Source organism: Marinobacter sp., from assembly GCF_052094685.1.
GTDB lineage: Bacteria > Pseudomonadota > Gammaproteobacteria > Pseudomonadales > Oleiphilaceae > Marinobacter.
On sequence record NZ_JBQDKB010000010.1, the window covers coordinates 39097 to 60238 of the forward strand.

General features: G+C 52.3%; 17 protein-coding genes. 13 read left to right on the top strand and 4 right to left on the bottom strand.

The window, feature by feature from the left end; all coding sequences use genetic code 11:
- Positions 1–50: 50 nt before the first annotated feature.
- The 10 genes from ileS (at position 51) to ACTH3S_RS03815 (ending at position 13024) form a co-directional block, all read left to right on the top strand.
- On the top strand, positions 51–2870 hold the full coding sequence (gene ileS / locus ACTH3S_RS03770; protein WP_441807688.1) for an isoleucine--tRNA ligase: 2820 nt from the start codon (positions 51–53) through the stop codon (positions 2868–2870).
- Complete coding sequence (gene lspA / locus ACTH3S_RS03775) at positions 2870–3397, top strand: signal peptidase II (RefSeq protein WP_441807689.1); 528 nt, start codon at positions 2870–2872, stop codon at positions 3395–3397. Before ileS ends, lspA begins: the two co-directional genes overlap by 1 nt.
- A 4-nt stretch (positions 3398–3401) precedes the next feature.
- Positions 3402–3854 carry an FKBP-type peptidyl-prolyl cis-trans isomerase gene (gene fkpB, locus ACTH3S_RS03780; protein ID WP_441807690.1) on the top strand — a complete coding sequence of 151 codons (453 nt, stop codon included), beginning with the start codon at positions 3402–3404 and terminating at the stop codon, positions 3852–3854.
- Between the two features lie 2 nt (positions 3855–3856).
- Positions 3857–4810, top strand: coding sequence for a 4-hydroxy-3-methylbut-2-enyl diphosphate reductase (gene ispH, locus ACTH3S_RS03785; RefSeq protein WP_441807691.1), 954 nt, complete (start codon positions 3857–3859; stop codon positions 4808–4810).
- 168 nt (positions 4811–4978) lie between these two features.
- Entirely contained in the window at positions 4979–5527 is a 549-nt protein-coding gene (locus ACTH3S_RS03790; protein ID WP_441807692.1) for a GspH/FimT family pseudopilin, read from the top strand.
- Positions 5524–6045 carry a type IV pilus modification protein PilV gene (pilV, locus tag ACTH3S_RS03795; RefSeq protein ID WP_441807693.1) on the top strand — a complete coding sequence of 174 codons (522 nt, stop codon included), beginning with the start codon at positions 5524–5526 and terminating at the stop codon, positions 6043–6045. The genes ACTH3S_RS03790 and pilV overlap by 4 nt, the downstream gene beginning before the upstream one ends.
- Before the next feature lie 5 nt (positions 6046–6050).
- On the top strand, positions 6051–6836 hold the full coding sequence (locus ACTH3S_RS03800) for a PilW family protein (RefSeq protein WP_441807694.1): 786 nt from the start codon (positions 6051–6053) through the stop codon (positions 6834–6836).
- Positions 6837–6841: 5 nt separating this feature from the next.
- The gene (locus tag ACTH3S_RS03805; RefSeq protein ID WP_441807695.1) at positions 6842–7411 is read left to right on the top strand and encodes a pilus assembly PilX family protein; all 570 of its coding nucleotides are present in this window, start codon (positions 6842–6844) and stop codon (positions 7409–7411) included.
- Positions 7412–7445: 34 nt separating this feature from the next.
- Positions 7446–12572, top strand: coding sequence for a pilus assembly protein (locus ACTH3S_RS03810; protein ID WP_441807696.1), 5127 nt, complete (start codon positions 7446–7448; stop codon positions 12570–12572).
- Positions 12572–13024: a type IV pilin protein gene (locus ACTH3S_RS03815; RefSeq protein WP_441807697.1), complete on the top strand. Its 453-nt coding sequence runs from the start codon at positions 12572–12574 to the stop codon at positions 13022–13024. Before ACTH3S_RS03810 ends, ACTH3S_RS03815 begins: the two co-directional genes overlap by 1 nt.
- Before the next feature lie 5 nt (positions 13025–13029).
- Here ACTH3S_RS03815 and ACTH3S_RS03820 read toward each other — a convergent pair whose 3' ends face one another.
- The 3 genes from ACTH3S_RS03820 to ACTH3S_RS03830 form a co-directional block, all read right to left on the bottom strand.
- The gene (locus ACTH3S_RS03820; RefSeq protein WP_441807698.1) at positions 13030–13590 is read right to left on the bottom strand and encodes a GspH/FimT family pseudopilin; all 561 of its coding nucleotides are present in this window, start codon (positions 13588–13590) and stop codon (positions 13030–13032) included.
- A 68-nt stretch (positions 13591–13658) separates the two neighbouring features.
- Entirely contained in the window at positions 13659–15035 is a 1377-nt protein-coding gene (locus ACTH3S_RS03825) for a sigma-54-dependent transcriptional regulator (RefSeq protein ID WP_441807699.1), read from the bottom strand.
- A gap of 32 nt (positions 15036–15067) precedes the next feature.
- The gene (locus tag ACTH3S_RS03830) at positions 15068–16708 is read right to left on the bottom strand and encodes a sensor histidine kinase (protein ID WP_441807700.1); all 1641 of its coding nucleotides are present in this window, start codon (positions 16706–16708) and stop codon (positions 15068–15070) included.
- Between the two features lie 93 nt (positions 16709–16801).
- Here ACTH3S_RS03830 and ACTH3S_RS03835 point away from each other — a divergent pair, with 93 nt between their 5' ends.
- Entirely contained in the window at positions 16802–18466 is a 1665-nt protein-coding gene (locus ACTH3S_RS03835) for an NAD+ synthase (protein WP_441807701.1), read from the top strand.
- An 11-nt stretch (positions 18467–18477) separates the two neighbouring features.
- On the opposite strand, the gene ACTH3S_RS03840 is transcribed toward ACTH3S_RS03835, so the two are convergent.
- A complete protein-coding gene (locus ACTH3S_RS03840) occupies positions 18478–19311 on the bottom strand; it encodes an outer membrane protein assembly factor BamD (protein WP_441807702.1) in 834 nt (277 codons plus the stop codon).
- Between the two features lie 69 nt (positions 19312–19380).
- Between ACTH3S_RS03840 and rluD the strand changes: the two genes are divergently transcribed.
- Positions 19381–20358, top strand: coding sequence for a 23S rRNA pseudouridine(1911/1915/1917) synthase RluD (rluD, locus tag ACTH3S_RS03845; protein WP_441807703.1), 978 nt, complete (start codon positions 19381–19383; stop codon positions 20356–20358).
- Positions 20348–21115, top strand: a complete 768-nt coding sequence (pgeF, locus tag ACTH3S_RS03850; RefSeq protein ID WP_441807704.1) for a peptidoglycan editing factor PgeF — start codon at positions 20348–20350, stop codon at positions 21113–21115. Before rluD ends, pgeF begins: the two co-directional genes overlap by 11 nt.
- Positions 21116–21142 lie beyond the last annotated feature (27 nt).

Here is a 21142-nt window from a genome sequence, read left to right on the forward strand (position 1 = left end):
CTGAGCTAGTTTGACAAACCATACTGACCAAAAGAGTACGCACACAAACCATGAGCGACTATAAGCACACTCTGAATCTGCCGGCAACCGCGTTTCCCATGCGCGGTAACCTAGCCAACCGTGAGCCTGAAATGCTCAAGCGGTGGCAGGATCTGAACGTATACGCCAACTTGCGCCAACAGCGCGAAGGGCGCGAAAAGTTCATCCTGCATGATGGTCCTCCATACGCCAACGGCAGCATTCATATTGGTCATGCGGTTAACAAAATCCTGAAGGATATGATTGTTAAGTCCCGCGGTTTCATGGGCTTTGATGCGCCCTACGTGCCCGGTTGGGATTGCCACGGTTTGCCGATTGAGCATAAGGTTGAGCAGAAGATTGGTAAGGCCGGTGTGAAGGTAGATTACAAAACCTTCCGCCAAGCATGCCGGGACTACGCCACCAAACAGATTGCTGGCCAGAAAGCCGATTTTATCCGCCTGGGCATCATGGGTGAGTGGGATAAGCCCTACCTGACTATGGATCCGAAAGTAGAAGCGGGCATTGTGCGGGCGCTGGGTAAGATCGTCGCTAAAGGCCATTTGGTTCGTGGTTTCAAGCCGGTTTACTGGAGTGTGGTGGGTCAGTCCGCGCTTGCAGAAGCCGAGGTGGAGTATCAGGACAAAACCTCTACGCAGATTGATGTGCGCTTCACCGCTGTGGATCAGGCTAAAGCTTTAGCGTTGTTTGGCACAGACCAAGGCGAAGGTGGCGTGTCGGTAGTTATCTGGACCACCACGCCTTGGACCATTCCTGCCAACCAGGCGGTATCGCTCAATGCCGATCTGGATTATGCGTTGGTACAGGTTGACGCAGGCAATGGCCCCGAGCGGATGATCATGGCTGCGGCCATGGTCGAAGGCGTTATGGCACGTTGGGAAATTGAAGACTTTGAAGTGCTGGGTACCAGCCTGGGCGCTGATCTTGAGCACCTTGCGTTGCACCACCCGATTTATGACAAGCAGGTACCGGCAATTCTGGGTGACCACGTGTCTATCGAAGCGGGTACCGGCGCCGTTCACACCGCGCCTGATCACGGTATGGAAGATTTTGTGGTTGGCAAAACCTACGGCATTGGCACACTGAGCATGGTTCAGGCCGATGGCACTTACACCGGTGCGACGGGTGAGTTTGCGGGTGTTCATGTCTACAAGGCCGATGACCCCGTATGCGACGCCTTGGCGCGTGAAGGCAAGCTGGTTCGCAGAGAAACGTTCCGTCACAGTTTTCCCCATTGCTGGCGCACCAAAACGCCGCTGATTTACCGAGCCACGCCGCAATGGTTTATTAGCATGGAGAAAGAAAATCTCCGCGCAGACGCACTCGAAGCCATCAAAGGCGTTCGCTGGGTTCCTGCCTGGGGCCAGAACCGTATTGAGGCTATGTTCCAGCAGTCTCCAGACTGGTGTATCTCACGTCAGCGTACCTGGGGCGTGCCGATAACCCTGTTTATTCACAAAGAAACTCAGGAACTGCACCCGGACACACAAAGCTTGATTGAAAAAGTGGCTCAGGCCATCGAAATTGGTGGCATCGATGCCTGGTACGAGATCGATACTCAAGAGCTTCTGGGTGACGATGCTGATCAGTATGAAAAAGTTTTGGATACGCTCGATGTGTGGTTTGATTCTGGTGTAACCCACGAATCTGTACTGCGTGTGCGGCCAGAACTAAATCAGTTCCCTGCTGATCTATATCTGGAAGGCTCCGACCAGCACCGTGGCTGGTTCCAGTCGTCCCTCAAAACCTCGATCGCAATGAACGGCTTGGCGCCATACCGGCAGGTGCTTACCCACGGATTTACCGTGGATGGCAAAGGCCTAAAGATGTCCAAATCCTTGGGCAACGTTATCGCACCTCAAGAAGTGATGAACGAGCTGGGTGCAGACATCCTTCGTTTGTGGGTGTCGGCAACCGATTACAGCGGCGAGATGACGGTTTCCAAAGACATCCTGCGGCAAACGGCCGACGGGTATCGTCGTATTCGTAACACCTCGCGCTTTCTACTGAGCAACCTAACCGGCTTTGATCCGAAGCTGCATGCGGTTGCGCCAGAAGACATGATTGTGCTGGACCGCTGGATGCTAGACCGCGCCCTGCAATTGCAAAACGAACTGCATGAGGATTATGAGAACTACGACTTCCTGCGGATCTATCAGAAGGTATACAGCTTCTGTGAAGCCACGCTGGGCGGCTTCTATCTTGATATCATTAAAGATCGCCAGTACACCACTCAGGCAGATAGCTTGGCGCGCCGTTCCTGCCAATCTGCGCTTTACCATGTAGCCGAAGCTCTAGTGCGTTGGATTGCACCGATTCTGAGCTTCACCGCCGATGAAATTTGGCAGCACCTGCCGGGTGAGCACGGCGACACTGTGTTCTACGAAACCTGGTACGAAGGCCTAACGGCCCTTCCTGAAGGCGCCGAGCTGGGTCGCGATTACTGGCGCCGGATGTACGGAGTGAAGGAAGCCGTGAACAAGTGCCTGGAAGAATCCCGAGCACGTGGTGAGATCAAGGGTTCTTTGAGCGCTGAAGTCACGCTTTATTGCGAAGGCGATTTGGCTGCTGATCTAGAGAAGCTAGGAGAAGAGCTACGCTTTGTGCTGATTACCTCCGAAGCAACCGTGAGACCGGTATCTGAAGCGGGCAGTGCCGAGATGACCAGCTGCGAAGGTTTGCGGGTAAAGGTAACCCCGGCTACCCACGCCAAATGCGAGCGCTGCTGGCACCACCGGGAGGATGTGGGCACCCAAGCCGGGCATGAAGATTTGTGTGGCCGCTGTGTGACCAATGTGGAAGGGGCGGGTGAAACCCGATCGTTTGCCTAATGGATGCGGCAATAATGAATGAGAGAACAACCGGAACCCAGCTGAAATGGCTTTGGCTGGCGGCGCTGGTGCTGGCAATTGATTTAGGTACCAAGGCCATAGCGACAGCCATGCTGACCTACGGCGACCCGGTGCCAGTTATCCCCATGTTTAACCTGACATTGCTGCACAATACCGGCGCAGCGTTCAGTTTTCTCGCGGGTGCGGCCGGCTGGCAGCGTTGGTTTTTCGTAACACTGGCGCTGGTGGTAAGCGTGGTGCTGGTTGGCTGGTTAAGAAACCTGCAGCGCCACGAAACCTGGTCTGCCATTGCCATCGTGCTGATTTTGGGTGGTGCCCTTGGTAACGTATACGACCGGGTTGTGCACGGCTATGTTGTCGACTTCTTGCATTTTTACTGGCAGGACTGGCACTTTCCCGCATTTAATCTGGCCGACACCGCCATTACCATAGGTGCTGTCATGATGATTTTTGATATGTTCCGTAAGCCTGCTGATTCCGGCACGCCTGCGAACGGGAGCGAATAAACCCATGAACGAACTGCCTATAGATAAAGACACCCGCGTAACTCTGCACTTTGCCCTGAAGTTTGAAAGCGGCGAAGTGATTGATAGCACTTTTGACAAAGACGCGGCGATTCTGGAAATCGGTGATGAAAGCCTGCCTGAGAATTTTGAAGCCTACTTGGTGGGCATGAAAGCCGGCGACAAAGCCAGCTATCAGGTGTCGCCTGAGAAAGCCTTTGGCCAGCGCAATCCTAACAATTTACAGACCTTCAAGCGCCATGAGTTCAGTGCCGATATGGTGCTGGAACCGGGTGTGGTGATTTCTTTTGCTGATGCGCGCCAGCAGGAGTTGCCAGGCGTGGTGAGCCGAGTGGAAGGGGATGAGGTAGAAGTAGACTTCAATCACCCGCTATCCGGGCGTACACTCACCTTTGACGTAGAAATTATTGACGTAGAACCGGCAGGGCAGACGCACTGACTATGCAAATCAGATTGGCAAACCCCCGTGGATTCTGTGCAGGCGTGGATCGCGCCATTGAGATTGTAAACCGCGCGCTGGATGTATTCGGTGCGCCGATATACGTGCGCCACGAAGTTGTGCATAACAAGTTTGTTGTGGACAATCTTCGCAATCGCGGCGCTGTTTTTGTGGACGAACTGGATGAAGTGCCAGACGACAAGCTGGTTATCTTCAGCGCCCACGGTGTTTCCCAGGCGGTACAGGACGAAGCAGCCCGCCGTGGCCTCAAAGTGTTCGACGCCACCTGCCCGCTGGTCACCAAAGTACATCTGGAAGTTATGCGTTACAGCCGCGATGGTCGCGAATGCGTGCTTATCGGCCACCAGGGCCACCCAGAAGTGGAAGGCACCATGGGGCAGTACGATCACAGCACTGGCGGCAATATTTACCTGGTTGAAAATGAAGAAGACGTTTCACGGTTGGACGTAAACGACCCGGCCCATGTCTCCTACGTTACCCAAACCACGCTCTCCATGGACGATACCGCCCGCGTGATCGACGCACTGCGTGAGCGATTCCCCGAAATAGAAGGCCCACGCAAAGACGACATTTGCTACGCGACCCAGAACCGCCAAGATGCCGTAAAACAACTGGCCGGCGACTGCGATCTAATGCTGGTAGTGGGTTCTCCAAACAGCTCTAACTCGAACCGGCTGCGCGAGCTGGCTGAGCGCATGGGTACGCCCGCTTACCTGATCGACGAAGCCTCTCAGATAGATCCGCAATGGCTTGATGGTAAAGAATCGGTTGGCGTAACTGCCGGTGCTTCCGCCCCGGAAGTTTTGGTTAATGACGTGATTGCCCGCCTGCGGGATCTTGGAGGTAGCGTGCCGGAGGAGATTGCCGGGCGTGAGGAGAATATTGTGTTCTCTATGCCTAAGGAATTGCGGATTGATGTGGTAAATGTCCCTTAGCTTTGATGCCATCCATAACATATCCAGAACGCGTGCAAGTGTGAGTTAGGTCACGATCACCCCTCTGCTATAACCGCTCGTCAGCTGTGTTGCTCCGCTGGTCAGTTTCTTCTGGCAGCGGTTTTCTTTGTATCATAATCTGTCAACATGACTAGATGGGATGGGCCTATGTTCAAAACGCACGAAAACTCCGGTTTCACTTTGATAGAATTGATGGTTACGGTCGCGATACTGGCAATAACGGTCATGATCGCAGTACCTTCATTTCAAGGTGTTATCGCCAGTAATCAGCTACAGGAAGCTAGGGACTCTCTTCGGACAGCTATTCAGTACGCGAAGGGCGAAGCTGTGGCCCGCAACCGTGTCGTGTCTCTCTGTCCCTCGGCTGATGGCAGCACTTGCGGCGATGATAGCAACTGGGTTGATGGTTGGATTGTCGTTTCTGATAACAACCAGACTGGAGCTGTGTCCGTTAATACGCTATTGCGTGCCATCGATGGTCCGGAAACTAGCGCGGTTACTCTCACTGGTGGTGGTTCCCTGGACTATTTTCGCTTCCTGCCCGATGGTCTTGCTGATGTTCCCGCCGGAGCTCCCGCGACAAGTGCTTTTGGTATTTGTGACCCGGATGGCGATGTTTCGCCATATTCTTTGCTTCTGACCACGAGGACAGGGTCTATTTCCACTGGCACCGAAGCACAGGCGAACTGTCCATGAGAACGATAACATTTCCCCCGGGCCGGCAGGCTGGCATTACCATGATTGAAGTGTTGGTTGCTGTGTTGATCCTGGCAGTGGGGCTACTCGGTGTTGCGGGCTTACAATCCATGAGCCTTAAAAATACCTCTGATGTTTTTTTTGAACAGCAGGCCATGAGTTACAGCCAAGATTTGATTAACCGGATTATGGCTAACCGCAATGCGGCTGATGATGGAGACTATGCCGCTACACCCCCAACAGCGGAACCGGCGAATGACTGTTCCGCCTCAGACTGTACGTCTGCACAAATGGCAGCTTGGGATCTCTGGCAATGGAATGAGGCACTGACCAGTGGGTTTGCATCCCCTCCGTCCGCCGCGACAACAGTTGGCTGGGACGATACTTTAGGGGAGTACACAGTCTCAATAACCTGGGATGCGACCGGCTCCGGTTCGGGTTATGCAGCGCCCACGTGCACCTCGGCAGACAACAACTCAGCGGGATGCTTTTTTGCGGCTTACCGGGTGATGAGGTAGTGATTATGTGGAATCAAAAAGGCTTGTCGCTAGTTGAGTTAATGATCGCCATGGCTTTGGGGCTTATTCTCATCCTTGGAGTAACCCAAATTTTTCTTGGTAGCAAGCAAACATACACGGTTGTAAACGCACAGTCACAGACTCAGGAAAATGCCAGAGTTGTGAAGCACTTTCTCGGTCGCGGGTTGCGGCATGCCGGTTATTGGGACGATGCAACAACCCCCAGGCTTTTTCCGGCGACAGGAGCGTTTGCTGAAAATCAGATTGTTCTGGCTGCCAATAATGATAGTGCTGATGCAGCCGTTCTGGATGGCACCGATACAATCACAGTTCGGTTTAATGGGACGTTGGATGGCCAACTTCGTGGCTGCACAGGAACTGTTCCGACGGAAAATCAGATCGTGGTTGATCGCTACTATGTTGCTCCGGCTGCGGCTACTGATTTGGTGCCGAGGCTGATGTGCGAAAGTCAGTTACAGACTATGACCGGTGCAGCTGTTTCCACATCTACGCAGCCCCTAATTGTAGGAATAGAAAATCTTCAGATTGAGTTTGGGCTGGCGGGTTCCGGGGGCATTATTCGTTACGTTACCGCAGATGCCGTTACCAATTGGTCGACAGTACGTTCGGTGCGTTACGCTCTGTTGGCAACATCGAACCAGAATATGGCCGGCGAGGAAAATACAAGAACTTACGACCTGATTGGAGGGGAAACAGCGACAGCCTCTGGCGATAGTCGACTGCGTCAAGTTCAAAGGGACACTGTTTTCCTGCGTAATTATAGAGGGTAAAAGGTATGAAAATGACCTACAAGGTGGCGAAACTTTCAGGCCTTCAGCGGCAGTCTGGAGCAGTTTTGATTATCAGCCTCGTGATGTTGTTACTACTAACCATCATAGGTATGAGCGCTGTAGATATTACAACACTCGGCACGCGAATCAGCGCTAATACAAAGGATCGGGCGCTAGCTTTTGATGCTGCCGAGACAGCGCTAAACATAGCAGGGCGTCGGTTGTCGCCGAGTGAAGCGTTGCCAACGTCGTCTACGCCAGGTTTTCTTGCCGGAGGCATGAGTGATAACTGGTGGCATTCTGAGACAGAAACCTGGTGGACCAATAATGCCGAATTTATTACGGATTATGCCGGAGTTTATAACGGTAGTAACGGGATCGGGTATGTGATCGAGCAACCAGTAGAAGAGCGGACAAACGGGGCAGGTCAACTTGTGGCCGATGTGGCGCTGGGCGAGCCCCGCCCAGTAACACGCTTTTATCGCACCACTGCACGAGGAGAGGGGCCAGGTGGAACCGAAGTATTTGTCCAGTCGGTATTTGCACGCAAGTCTTACCTGAACACGGTCGAATAATTATCAGTGCTGGTTTCAGCACAAAGGAAAATTTATGGTTTTCAATCGACGGATGACGTTTTTTGCATCGATGCTGATAACGCTCTGCAGTTCGGGGTACAGTTCTGCTGCTCCGCTCAATATTGCTAACAAGCCTCTATTTCTCGGATCCACCGCACCTCCTATGGTAATGCTTACAGTTGGTAAAGATCACAAACTTTACTATGAAGCTTACAACGATGCCTCAGATCTCAATAACGATGGTGTTATAGATGTCCGCTATTCTCCAGACATAGATTATTACGGTTATTTCAATAGTTATGCGTGTTATGACTACGACTCAGCCCAAAAAAGGTTTGTGCCCAAGAGTGTCAAGTCTGCTGGTGAAAAGGCCGAAGGAGTAAAGACGTGTAATGCAGCAGGGGCGGGCTCAAGTGGCGATTACAGCGGAAGCTGGAGTGGCGATTTTCTAAACTACGCCACCACAGCGCGGCTTGATGCTTTGCGGAAAGTGTTTTTTGGCGGGAAACGATCGGTAGACGAAGCAGGGCAAACGGTTCTTGAACGTGCCCACATCCCGCAGGATGCCCACACATGGGCAAAGGAATACCGCAGTTATGACATTGATGGGTATTACATTAGCGAAGTGACTCCATTCCCTCAACCGCCGATAGGTCGAGGGCATCTGTTTGGTAATGTTTCGTTCTCTGTAGATGGCGACCCCTTGATGAGGGTTCTTCCGAATACGGTTTTCCGTGCGTGGGAATGGGCCTCAAAAGAACAGCCAGTACTTGGAAATAAATGTATAGCTGGAATAGGCGGCCCATCTATAAATTGTGAGGTTGATTCGAGCGGGCAAAAATGGGTTATCGCTGAGAGCTTGTTCTTCCAGAATCTTGAGGTGGGTTACTATAACGTGCCTGCCGGGACGGAGTCGCCGAATAGTGCGTCTGAGTTTGACGCTTTACTGACGAACTATGAGAAGCCAGGCGAACTGATCGGTGGCAAGCAAAGCTTGTCCACTATTCAAGGAGGGGCGGGGCGGGATAACTACCTCTCAGTAGTGCGTGGCCAGATGATAATCCCCAAAACTGGACAATACGAGCTCGCCGTTAATGGCGATGATGCGGTAGATTTTACTATTACCTCTCCGGGAGGAATTGATTCTGAGCCTTTGGGCTGGTACGGGGGGCATGGCGCATGTAGCGCGGATGATTGTAAAGGTAACTATTCTAAAAATTATACACTGACGGCCGGTACCTATCAGGTCATGTTTCGCCATCATGAGATGGCTGGTGGCGATAGTTTTGTATTATACCGAAATGCCGAAATCTCGGCTTCTAAGTTTTCAGAATACTCTGTAAAAGTGGAAGTGTGTAAGTCCGCGTCGCTACTTGAAGATAATTGTAAGACTTATAGTGATGGGGACGATAACACGAGCTATAAGCCGACAGGGTTGATTCACGATTATGGAGAAAACAATAGTATTCTTTTTGGGCTGCTGACAGGTTCTTATGAAAACAACCTTGATGGGGGGGTGTTGAGAAAGGTGGTGAGTTCCTTCCAGGATGAGGTGAACAGTGCCAATGGAACCTTTGTGAATAGCACTAATGGTATCGTGGCAACACTGAGCAGATTGAGAACAGTTGATTTCAATAGTTCAAGCCGAAGGTACGACTGCGGGTGGATAACTACGAGAGCAATAAGCAATGGCGAATGTCAAATGTGGGGCAACCCCATAGCTGAAATGATGTACGAGGTGGTGCGCTACTTCAATGGTAAAAGCGAGCCGACAGATGCTTTTGATATTGCGAGTTCCGGGAACAATGACGCAGCTTTGAAGCTCCCAAAACCGAGTTGGGACAACCCGTACGATGAAAGTTCAGGGCAGCCATATTGTTCGGCACCCTATCAGGTGGTGGTGTCTGATGTTAACGTCAGCTACGATTCAGATAGCGTACCAGGTTCTGCGTTTTCCAGTTTTTCTGGAGATATCACTGGGCTGGATGTTAGTGCGCTTTCCAAAAGTATTTCCTCTAATGAGCCAGAAGTTCCTGGACTCCACTATATAGGTGAGTCTGGAGATGCGGTAGACAGTGCGCCGACTGCAAAGAGCGTGACCAGTTTAGCTAATATTCGCGGTTTGGCACCTGAAGAACCTACAAAGCAAGGAAGTTATTACTCGGCGGCAGTTGCATACTACGGCTGGCTTACGGATCTATTTCCAGATAAGGGTTCTGAAAGCAGTTCGACTAACATCAATACTTTTGCGGTCGCATTGGCCTCACCTCTTCCAAGAATCACTATACCCCTGTCGACAGGTGAAGTGATTTCTTTGGTGCCATTCGGCAAATCTCCATCTGGTACTCCAGAGTGGGGTATCGATCCAACAGAGGGTGCGTTTCAGCCAACTAACACCATCGTAGACTTCTACGTAGAGAGTATTACCCCGACTGAAGGCAGTTTCCTGATTAATTTCGAAGATGTTGAGCAAGGGGCCGACCATGACATGGATGCTATTGCTCGTTACCAGTACAAATTGAACAGTGATGACTCGGTAACCATAACGGTAGATTCCTTGTATGCTGCGGGCTCAATTGATCAGCACATGGGGTATATCATTTCAGGTACTGACAAGGATGGTGTCTACCTGGTTGTAAGAGATCGTGATAATAGTAACCCGGTACCCTACTATCTTGACACCCCGGAAGGGGTGTGGCCCACGGGTGACCGTGGCGACAACAAGTTGGGGTTCAGTAGCTCCCGGACTTTTAGCGCCAGTGGCGATGCTGCGGCGACGTTGCTGAAGGATCCTTTGTACTATGCGGCCAAGTGGGGAGGGTTTGTTGACAAAAATGGCAATAACATCCCCGATCTTGAAGAAGAATGGGATGCAAAAAACAATATTACTCAAGAAAGCGGTCCAGATGGTGTTCCAGATAACTATTTTCAAGTTACAAACGCATTGGGTCTGAAGGATCAGCTCAGTTCTGCGTTTAACACGATTCTGGAGCGGGAGGCATCGTCTTCAACTGTAACTGTAAACTCGGGTGCCTTGAATACGGACACGATCTTGTTCCAGGCCGTTTTCAATGCCGAAGATTGGTCAGGCAACGTCTTTGCTTATCCTGTTGATTCCGATGGCATTGGTACGCCGGTCTGGAATTTCCAATCCAAGCTTGGCGCTAAAGTGGCTTCAGCGTCTGGTTATAGTGCAAATCGTGAGATCATCACCTATAACGCCGAGTCTGCAGAAGGGGTTCCATTCCGTTGGCCCGCGGATGCAAATAGTCCGGAAACCGACGAACTGAGTGCCGTGCAGGTTGCGGCCTTGCGCGGAAGTGTCGCGGACGACCCTGATAGTTACGGTGAAGCATTGTTGAATTTCGTCCGTGGTGACCAGAGCAATGAAAGCTTAGGTTCGACCTACAAATTTCGCGAGCGCAAGACGGTTCTAGGAGATATCGTAAACTCGGACCCACTGTTTGTGCCGCAACCAGGCTTCTTCTACCCGGATACTTGGGAAGGCTCCGCTGGAGAGAATGCTGTCCCCTACTCGGAGTTTCGCGCTGCATTCAAGGACCGGGACCCTGTCCTGTACTTTGGAGCCAACGATGGAATGCTCCACGCAGTCAACGCTTACTCAGATAACCTGGATGCGGCTGTAGGTGAAATCAGGACCGGCGGCGGTGATGAAATACTCGCCTATGTCCCCTCTATGCTTTACGGCAGGCTGAATGAGCTAGCTACTTTGAATTACACCCATGAGTATTATGTGGACGGTCCTTCCACGTATGGCGATGTTTTCTTTGATAGCAAGTGGCATACGGCTCTGGTTGGTACGCTGCGCTCAGGCGGGCAGGGTGTGTTTGCCTTGGATATAACTGACCCCAAGGGCATCAAGCCTGCGTTAGGCTACCCCTCATTTGATGAAAACGACGCCTCTGATCTTGCGTTGTGGGAGTTCTCTGACGCTGACGATGCTGATTTGGGTTACACCTTTGGCAAGCCGGTCATTGTCAGAATGAATAACGGCAAATGGGCTGCGGTTTTTGGTAACGGCTATAACAATACAGCGAGTGATGGTTCGGTAAGCACTACCGGAAATGCAGTACTATTTATTGTTGATATTGAAACAGGCAATGTGATTCGGAAACTGGATACTGGTGCCGGCCTGGACGACGACCCTTTGACATCTTCCCGTCCTAACGGCCTTAGCTCTCCGGCCGTTGTCGATATCGACGGCGACTACATTGCCGATGCTATATACGCTGGCGACCTGTTTGGCAACATGTGGAAGTTTGACGTATCAGGGACAGATTCAGACACTTGGGGAATTGCATTTGGTTCAGGCTCCGATCCGGAGCCACTATACGTTGCCCAGGATTCTGCCGGTAATCGCTTACCGATTACCTCTCGCCCAGCCGTTGGGTCTCATCCGGACCGGGAGGTTGCACCTTCAGATGTTTTGGTTTATTTCGGAACGGGGAAATATTTTGAAGCAAATGATAATGATCCTTCCGGTCAAGATACCCAAGCCTTCTTCGCAATTTGGGATGATGGATCCAATGGCGCTGTTCGTGATGACTTGCTTCAGCAAAGCATCCTTGCGGAAGCTTCGAGCGGTGGTTATGACTTCCGAATGGTCAGTGAAAACGCCATTCGCTGGAAGAAAGATGAGGATGACTCGAGTCTCAAGAGACATCGTGGCTGGTTCATCGATTTGGTGAACACTCAAGACAGTAATACTGACAATAAGGGCGAACGGGTCATATATGAGCCGATTATCCGGAATGACAGGATTATTTTCACCACATTGATACCGAGCCTTGATGTGTGTGCCGCCGGTGGATCTGGCTGGCTCATGGAATTGAGCGCAATCAGCGGTGCCAGACTGCCCGAGTCTCCATTTGATACTAACGGAGACGGTTTCTTCAACGATGACGATCTTGTTGATTTCGGTGGTGATGAGGAATTCCCGGCCAGCGGCCTCCGGCCCGGCGGAGGAGGTGATGACTCTGGTATCCCGACACCTCCTGCAATACTTGATGACCCCGAGTGTCCTGACGGTGTCTGTAGTGAGAAGAAATATACAGGCACTTCGAAAGCGACCATCGAGTCCATCACAGAGTCCTCAGGACCTGCTGTTCAGGGAAGACAGAATTGGCGAGAGGTGAATTAATGAATGCTATAGAGCGTATGCACGCAGGGAAAAGCTATCAGCGTGGTTTCACGCTGATCGAGTTGATGATTGTTGTTGCAATCATCGGTATTCTTTCAGCGATTGCGTTCCCGTCTTACCAGGCCTACGTGCAGAAAACGCATAGAGTGGACGCTCAGGCGTCGCTAGTAACGATGGCGCAGGACATGGAAAAGTCCTATGCGCGAAACTATACCTATCTTGGACTAGCTGCTGGCGCCGCAAACACTGGTGCCCTCGGTGCGTCTATAGGGGGCGGGGCCTCCAGTGATTTCTATAGTTTTACAATCAGCGCTGCCACAGCCAATACCTACACGTTAACAGCCACACCATCGGGTGTGCAGACGGAGGATCGGTGTGGGACGCTCAACGTAAACGCTGCGGGGACAAAGACAGCGAAGAAGTCTGGTTCGACTGTGGCCGATTGCTGGTGATATATTCAACAACCTACGGCTGCCCCGGGGTTTCGCTCTGGGACACCGTCACCATCAAAGTCATGAGATACTCTTATTCGCCCTGAGAATGAAATAATCACTGCAAATCTGCTCACCTCACTGCTTGGATGACAAAATTCGATCGAGCCAGCAGTTCCGTTGGAAACCCCAAGTGAATTCCATTGGAAGAAGCGACGGTTCGAAGGCCGGTATTTATGCAGCCAGTTGGCAGGTTTGAATAAGTGGTTTCTTAGAAGAACGTCGTTAATGTCTTTCGTGCCGTTGCCATTGGCGTCGGTAAAAACGCTAAGTGATGTACCCCAAGGAAGTTGACACACACCGTTTGTGTCCAGAGAGCAGGCCGTAACTGGCATCCGATGCTCAATGGCAGAAGATCTTGCAAACGCTAACAGGCTGGCCGTGTCCTGTTTTGCGACTTGGGTGCGGTTTTTCTGAACAAGGCCCGCCATATCGGGTAACACGATACTGACAGATATGGCTATTATGGCTAAAGTTAAGGCCAGCTCAATCAGTGTAAATCCGCGTTTTGATGTAAAACTTTCCATTTTCAACTCCTTTTGAAAAATATCAATCCGTCCTGGATTAGACTCCATTCTAGCAATAATCTAAGAGTTTACTCCATCCCCAACTTCTTCAACCTATACCGCAGCGCCCGAAAACTAATCCCCAGTTTCTTCGCCGCCGCCGTCTTGTTCCAACGGGTCGCCTCCAGGGCCTTCTCAATAGCTTGGCGCTCGATAGATTCCAGGTAACCCTCAAGGTCAATATCGCCGTCCGGCACCAAAGATGGGCAGGCATCTGAAATGGCGTTACCGCTGGCACTCCCCGGCCCGTCTAAGCCATTGCCTAAGTGCAAGTCGGTAGCGCTAATCTGTTCTGCATCACACAGGGTGAAAGCACGTTCAAGAATGTTTTCCAGTTCCCGTACGTTACCCGGGAAGTCGTGCTCTTTTAGCCGATCAACGGCATCCCGGGTGAGTGTTGCGGGGTCGCATTCATACTCTCGGGCAATTCGCTCCAGTATGTGGTTTGCCAGTAGAGCGATATCATCAGTGCGATCCCGTAACGGCGGTACGGTCAACTCAATCACGTTAATCCGATAAAACAGATCCTGTCGGAAGCTGCCGTCTTGAACCAACTCCGCCAAGTTTCTGTGGGTAGCGCTTAGCAGTCTTATGTCGACCGGCAACTCTTTGGTGTCGCCCACAGGCCTTACCGCTTTTTCCTGAATGGCTCGCAGCAGTTTTACCTGCATGGCAAGGGGCAGGTCGGCGACCTCATCCAGAAACAGAGTGCCGCCGTTGGCTGAACGGAAAAGACCATCCTTGTTTTCAACCGCGCCTGTGAAGCTGCCTTTCTTGTGCCCAAAAAATTCGCTCTCCATCAATTCAGACGGAATGGCACCACAGTTAACCGCGATAAAAGGCCCGTCACTGCGAGGACCCTGCAGATGAATCATCCGTGCTACCAACTCTTTGCCGCTACCGGATTCACCGCTGATAAATACCGGTGCTTGGCTTCTGGCGAGTTTGCGAGTTTGGTTGCGTAGTTTTTTGATTTGCACTGAGTTGCCGAGCAGGAGGCCGGGCTCGTCAGTTACATCATCTGTGTCGGGGGCAGGTTCCGAGAGCTTCAGTGCACTGTTTACCAGTTCTCTAAGCCTGGTGAGCTCCACCGGTTTGGAAACAAAATCAAACGCGCCAGCTTTCAGTGATTCAATCGCCGTATCCATGCTGCCATACGCGGTTATAACAGCAATCGGGGTAGATGGACGGTGTTTTTGCATCCATTGCACCAGCTCAATGCCGCTGCCATCTGGCAGGTTCATGTCGGTTAGGCAGAGCTGTGGTGTATGGGTTTCGAGCAGCTTGAATGCGCTGGTAAGGTCTGGGGCTGTGAGCGTTTCAATACCCATGCGTGTAAGGGTAATTTCAAGAAGATCCCGGATATCCGGTTCATCATCAACAATCAGCGCTGTGGGAGTGGTCATCTTGTTGTGTCGGTTCCATTTCGGGTCAATCGTCAGATCATTCGCCCTGGGTGGGCAAAGGTAATGCGAAAGCAGCAGCCAGGTTGGTCGTCTTCCACCAGGGATAGGTGAGCTTGATTAGCCTCGCACAGTTCCCTTGCTAGATAAAGCCCGAGGCCGGTGCCGCCCTTGTCGGTGGTGTAAAACGGCTCAAAAATTGAGTGGCTAGAGTCGGTGTCGACTCCTGGGCCGAAGTCCCTTACATCCACATAGGCGCGCTCGCCATCGGCGGTGGCACCTGCACGCAGTTCGATTTTGCGTTCGCCTGATTGCTGCTGGCTATAGCGCAAGCCATTGTCGCACAGGTTTACCAGCACTTGTTCAATTTGGCTTTTATCGAATCGCGCCTCTGGCACTTCAGATTCAATCTCTAAAGTCACCTTCGTGGGGGGGCTGGTACTTTCCTGAGTTTGCAGGAAGTCACCCCGGAACTCTTTTAGCCAGCATGCCAAATCGACCAAGTCAGCGTTAGCCTGCCTGCGCCGAGAAAGGGTGAGCACGTTCTCTACAATACCGTTCACGCGCCGGGAATGGCGCCGGATAATGTCCAGCATCTGCAGATCACTGGCATCAATATGAGGAGATTCTTCCATCAGCTGGGCCGCATGGCTTATGGCTCCAAGCGGGTTGCGTATTTCGTGGGCGATGCCGGCAGTCAGTCGCCCCAGAGAGGCCAGCTTCATTTGCTGGGCTTGCTGGGTTACTTTGCTCATGTCCTCGATAAACACGAGAATTTGGTCGCCGCGTTCTTGGTCAAGCTGGGTAAAGTTAGCCTGCAGCAGTGGCGAGGTGGATGCTGGTTGAAACGGCTCTGTGCGCCTTTCAGGATTCTTCAGCCAGGCTTCCAGCCCCAGCTTTAAGGGTTGAGGGAGGGTGCGAGATCGGGTTGCGGGTATGCTTGTGTCTGTTGACGTGCCAAACAGCAGTTCCTCCGCAGCGGCGTTTGCCAAACGTACCTGGCCATATCGATCAAGCACAAGAATGCCAGTGCGCATGCGCTGGATAATCTGCTGGTTGATTTGCTCAAGCTCTGCAAGGCTCTGCGCACGGCTGGTTGCGAGGGCGTCGCTGCGCATCATCCGCCGGGAAATATTCTGTAGGATAAAGGCTGCTGCAAAATACAGAATGCCGAGCGAGCCGGCGCGCACAATGTCATCACCCGGGGCGTTAAGGGTTAGCACGGCCCAGCCGGAGATACTGAGTGAGCAGATGGCGGCGAGTGCCGCATAGAAAGTACCCATGCGGCTCGGGTTAAGGATGTTACCCGCCGCAACGGAAATAATAACCAGGTTGGCCAACCCGTTGGTGATGCCGGTGCTGGTGAACAGCAGCCCATGCATAACGAGAATGTCTAAGAGTATGGAGAGGGTGATATGTCGCGGCTTCAGTTTAAAGCCTGCGAGCATAGTGAGCGCAACAAAGCTGTTCAGTGCCAGGTAACCCACTACGCCAAACTGGTAGTAGTCCAAGAGCCGGAAGCTGGTGTCAAAATTTACCGGGTCAACAAACAACAGGCCCACCAGCATCAGGCTGATAACAAGCCGGTAGTGGTTGTAAATGCGGAACAGTTTGGCCTGCTGTAAGCCAGTTGTTTTTTTGCCGGTACTGACTGCTGATACCGTATCTGTCGCCATGGTTTTCGAAAATCCGTTGTTGAGCGGAAGAAATCAGGGTCTGTGCGGGGTTATAATAGCCTTTTCGTGGCAATGAGTTACAGGAGCCTAGTTATGTCCGTTCCCGGGAGCACTCCGCTTTCCAGTCCATCACCTCGCACGTTAAGGGTTGTGATGGCGCAGTTGGATTTTCTTGTGGGGGATATTCCCGGCAATACTGATCGAGTGATTGAAACTGCGAAGCGTGCCTACTCCGAGCACAACGCAGATATCGTTGTGTTCCCAGAGCTTTGCATTACCGGGTATCCGCCGGAAGACTTGTTGCTGCGCCCCAGTATGGATATCAGAGTAAATGAGGCATTGGAGCAACTGCAAGCGGCCCATCTTGATGCGGCGATCGTTATAGGCGCGCCTGTTCGAAGCGATGGCTCTCTCCACAATGCTGCCTTAGTAATTGAAAGCGGAAAAATCACCGGCCGTTACTTCAAGCGGTTTCCACCTAATTACCAAGTGTTTGATGAAAAGCGTTATTTCGCCGACGGAGCGGATGCGGCAGTGGTCGACATTTGTGGCGTGCCGGTAGGCTTAATGGTTTGTGAAGATATCTGGGCAGATGGCCCCGTTGAAGATTCTGTGGTCGCAGGTGCGCGGCTGATCATCAACTTGAACGCGTCGCCCTATGATATCCATAAACAAACGCGAAGAAAGACGCTACTTGAGCGCAAATCTCGCGAGAATCAGGTGAGCATTGTCTACGCCAATCTGGTTGGGGCCCAGGACGAGCTGGTATTCGACGGAGGCTCTATGGTCTACGACTCTACAGGCACCCTCGCTGTCGAAGCGCCGCAGTTCACCAGTGGCCTGTTCCCGGTAGAGTTTCTCTGTGACCGACACTGTCAGCCAACTTCTCAGCCATTGCCGGCGGAACCGTCGTTGGAGGCGAGCATTTACAGTGCGCTCGTTGCCGGCGTTCGTGATTATGTAAATAAAAATGGTTTCAAATCTGTAGTGCTTGGGCTTTCTGGAGGTATTGATTCTGCCGTAGCCTTGGCTGTGGCGGCGGATGCGCTGGGCCCCGAGCGGGTTCGTGCTGTAATGATGCCGTTCAGGTATACCCTAGGTATCAGTTTGGAAGACGCTGAGGCCCAAGCTGCTGCCATGAAGGTTCAGTACGATGTGTACTCAATAGAGCCGATGTACGAGTCGTTCATGGCGACCCTCGCCGCACCGTTTGAGGGCATGACCCTCGATACCACCGAACAGAATCTGCAAGCTCGTATTCGTGGCGTTTTGCTTATGTCGCTTTCTAACAAGTTTGGTTCGCTGGTGCTTACAACGGGCAATAAAAGCGAAGTGGCCGTGGGGTACTCGACCTTGTATGGAGATATGGCTGGTGGCTTTGATGTGTTGAAGGATGTGTCAAAAACCATGGTGTTCCGGCTGGCTTGGTACCGCAATTCATTGTCCCCAGTGATTCCCGAGCGAGTGATAACGCGGCCGCCATCTGCAGAGCTGGCCCCAGATCAGAAAGATGAAGACAGCCTTCCAGGTTACGATGTGTTGGATCAAATTCTTAGCTTGTACGTAGAGCAAGACGTTAGCGCGGATGCGATTGTTGCGAAGGGGTTCGATGAGGCAGACGTTAAACGTGTGATTCGCCTAGTGGATATCAACGAATACAAGCGTCGGCAAGCGCCTATAGGTGTACGCATTACCGAACGTGGCTTTGGTAAAGATCGCCGCTATCCCATTACCAGTGGCTGGAAGAGCGGCAAGTAGCAGAGTTTGGGTTACTCGTCGCTCATCAGTCCGAAGGTAATCACGCTGGAGAGTGAGCGGTTCTCGCGCTTCAGCAGGTTTGCCTCAAACTCGCCATCGCTGTTGAACGCATCACTCTTTGGGAAGTTCTGACGCAACAGAGCCACCGCATCCTGGGAACCTTTGTTGAATTCCAAAAAATCAAAGGTTTCCGCCAAAATAATTAGTGCTTCTTCAACCGCAGGTGACGTGGGGTAGTTTTCCGCAATGTAGCGCGCTCGGTTGTTGGCGGCCACATAGGCTTCGCGTTTAATGTAATAGCGTGCAGCATGAAGCTCCAGTTCCGCCATACGGTTGCGCACGGCGATCATGCGCTGGCGGGCATCGGCTGCATATTCACTTTCTGGGTATCGATTCAGCAGTTCGCTGAAATCACGGAATGCCTGCTGTTGCTCCCCGGCATCCCGGGCGGCGACATCAATCGGGAAATAGCGCGCAGCCAAACCGATGTCTAGGTTATAGGAAGCGAGCCCGCGCATGTATAGTGCGTAATCAGCGTGATCGCTTTGGGGGTTCAGGCGCAGGAAGCGGTCGGCTGCTCCTCTGGAACCCTCAAGATCCAGGTTTTGGTAGCGGGCATAAATAAGATCAAGCTGCGCTTGCTCGGCGTAGCGGCCGAACGGATAGTAGGTTTCCAAGGAATCGAGGTTCTGTTCGGCTTCATTAAAGTTGCCGGAATTCATCGCCTGTCGCGCATTGTCGTAATAGGTTTTTTCCGGAAGCACTTCCTCCTGCTTGTTGGAAGCGCAGGCACTGATCAAAACAACCAGTGTAGAAAGCAGCAGTAAACGAAAACCTGATCTCATGCCAAAATCCCGTATAATGTCGATAAATTCGAGAGCGAAATAATATCACACACAGGCCCCGGGGGCTTAATGTCATCTGAGAACCGAATAACTGCCAGTTTTGATGTGCCGCCAAGCTTGAGTGACCGGCGGTTGGATCAAGCGGCGTCTGAGCTCATGCCAGAGCACTCGCGTTCGCGTCTGCAATCCTGGATTCGCAGCGGCGCGTTAACTGTGAACGGAGAAGCTCGTCGACCAAAAGACAAGGTAATGCTGAGCGATCGGCTTGAGCTTGATGCCGAGCCAGAAGCCCAAGTAACTTGGCAGGCAGAAGCCATAAGCTTAGACGTAGTTTATGAGGATGAACATTTACTTGTGATCAATAAGCCCGCAGGCTTGGTTGTTCACCCGGCGGCTGGCCATGCGGATGGAACCTTAGTAAATGCCCTACTGAACTACGCGCCGGAGGTGGAGAACCTGCCCCGCGCGGGTATCGTTCATCGTCTCGATAAAGATACCTCCGGTGTTATGGTGGTTGCCCGCAGCCTGATTGCTCACACATCTCTGGTGGATCAGCTGCAAACTCGCAGCATGGGCCGGGAGTACGAGGCGGTTGTGGTTGGCACGCTCACCGGAGGCGCCACCGTAGACGCACCTATCGGTCGTCACCCCCATGAACGCAAAAAAATGGGTGTGGTTAAAAGTGGCAAGCCAGCCGTCACTCATTATCGTTTGATTGAGCGTTTCGCAGCCCACACCCATGTGCGCTGCATATTGGAAAGCGGCCGTACCCACCAGATTCGTGTGCACATGGCGCACGTAAAGCATCCGTTGGTTGGCGACCCTCTTTATGGCGGTAGGCTACGTTTGCCCAAAGGCACAACGGAAGCGCTGCGTGAAGTGCTGGCAGCCTTTAATCGACAGGCGTTGCATGCGCGTAAGCTCACCCTAGAGCACCCGGAAACCGGCGAAGTTTTGAGCTGGGAAGTGCCACTGCCAGAGGATTTCATGGGTTTGCTTGCAGCCTTGCGCAAGCATGTTCAGGACCTAGAGAGCAATGAGCTCTGATACCGTATCGGAGCTGTCGCTTATCCGCCCGGATTGGCCAGCTCCAGCAAACATCCGTGCCGTGTGCACAACTCGGCTGGGTGGCGTTAGCCAGCCTCCTTGGGCGAGCTTGAATCTGGGTGATCATGTCGGGGATGCTCCAGGCCATGTGCGAGACAATCGCATAAAATTGGCCGATGCCTGTGGTCTTTCGGTGGATGCTTTTGGCTGGCTTAATCAGGTTCACGGTACGGATATCGTCAGCTTGGCCGCAGACCCTGCGGGCGATATTCCGGAAGCGGACGCAAGCTTTAGTCGCTTCACCGGTAAGGCCTGTACGATTCTTACGGCGGATTGTTTGCCCGTCATTCTTTGTGATCACAATGGAACAACCGTAGCCGCTGCTCATGCTGGCTGGCGCAGCCTTTGTGGCGGGGTTCTGGAAAACTTGCTGGCCAGCATGGGGTTGCCAGGGAATGCACTGATGGCGTGGCTTGGGCCGGCAATAGGCCCGCAGGCCTTTGAGGTTGGGCCAGAAGTAAGAGCGGCATTTTTGGCGCAAGATCCACAAGCTGAGGTTGCCTTCAGTTCAGTGGGCGCTCGTAAGGGGCATTACATGGCGGATATATACCTGCTTGCCCGGCAGCGCTTGGAAAATCTGGGCGTCAAAAATACATACGGTGGTGACTTCTGCACGGTTACCGGCAGTGCGAAATTCTACTCCTATCGCCGCGATGGCCAGACAGGTCGCATGGCAACCGTCATCTGGAAAAACTGAGCCCCGTCAATTTTCTGACGTTTACCC

Excerpts from the sequence above, each read along its gene's own strand:
- ACTH3S_RS03805 (WP_441807695.1), top strand. The coding sequence starts at position 6,842 with ATGAAAATGACCTACAAGGTGGCGAAACTTTCAGGCCTTCAGCGGCAG.
- ACTH3S_RS03835 (WP_441807701.1), top strand. The coding sequence starts at position 16,802 with ATGTCCGTTCCCGGGAGCACTCCGCTTTCCAGTCCATCACCTCGCACG.
- ACTH3S_RS03790 (WP_441807692.1), top strand. The coding sequence starts at position 4,979 with ATGTTCAAAACGCACGAAAACTCCGGTTTCACTTTGATAGAATTGATG.
- ACTH3S_RS03815 (WP_441807697.1), top strand. The coding sequence starts at position 12,572 with ATGAATGCTATAGAGCGTATGCACGCAGGGAAAAGCTATCAGCGTGGT.
- ispH (WP_441807691.1), top strand. The coding sequence starts at position 3,857 with ATGCAAATCAGATTGGCAAACCCCCGTGGATTCTGTGCAGGCGTGGAT.
- ACTH3S_RS03830 (WP_441807700.1), bottom strand. The coding sequence starts at position 16,708 with ATGGCGACAGATACGGTATCAGCAGTCAGTACCGGCAAAAAAACAACT.
- fkpB (WP_441807690.1), top strand. The coding sequence starts at position 3,402 with ATGAACGAACTGCCTATAGATAAAGACACCCGCGTAACTCTGCACTTT.
- rluD (WP_441807703.1), top strand. The coding sequence starts at position 19,381 with ATGTCATCTGAGAACCGAATAACTGCCAGTTTTGATGTGCCGCCAAGC.
- ACTH3S_RS03840 (WP_441807702.1), bottom strand. The coding sequence starts at position 19,311 with ATGAGATCAGGTTTTCGTTTACTGCTGCTTTCTACACTGGTTGTTTTG.
- ACTH3S_RS03820 (WP_441807698.1), bottom strand. The coding sequence starts at position 13,590 with ATGGAAAGTTTTACATCAAAACGCGGATTTACACTGATTGAGCTGGCC.
- ileS (WP_441807688.1), top strand. The coding sequence starts at position 51 with ATGAGCGACTATAAGCACACTCTGAATCTGCCGGCAACCGCGTTTCCC.
- lspA (WP_441807689.1), top strand. The coding sequence starts at position 2,870 with ATGGATGCGGCAATAATGAATGAGAGAACAACCGGAACCCAGCTGAAA.
- ACTH3S_RS03800 (WP_441807694.1), top strand. The coding sequence starts at position 6,051 with ATGTGGAATCAAAAAGGCTTGTCGCTAGTTGAGTTAATGATCGCCATG.
- ACTH3S_RS03825 (WP_441807699.1), bottom strand. The coding sequence starts at position 15,035 with ATGACCACTCCCACAGCGCTGATTGTTGATGATGAACCGGATATCCGG.
- pilV (WP_441807693.1), top strand. The coding sequence starts at position 5,524 with ATGAGAACGATAACATTTCCCCCGGGCCGGCAGGCTGGCATTACCATG.
- pgeF (WP_441807704.1), top strand. The coding sequence starts at position 20,348 with ATGAGCTCTGATACCGTATCGGAGCTGTCGCTTATCCGCCCGGATTGG.
- ACTH3S_RS03810 (WP_441807696.1), top strand. The coding sequence starts at position 7,446 with ATGGTTTTCAATCGACGGATGACGTTTTTTGCATCGATGCTGATAACG.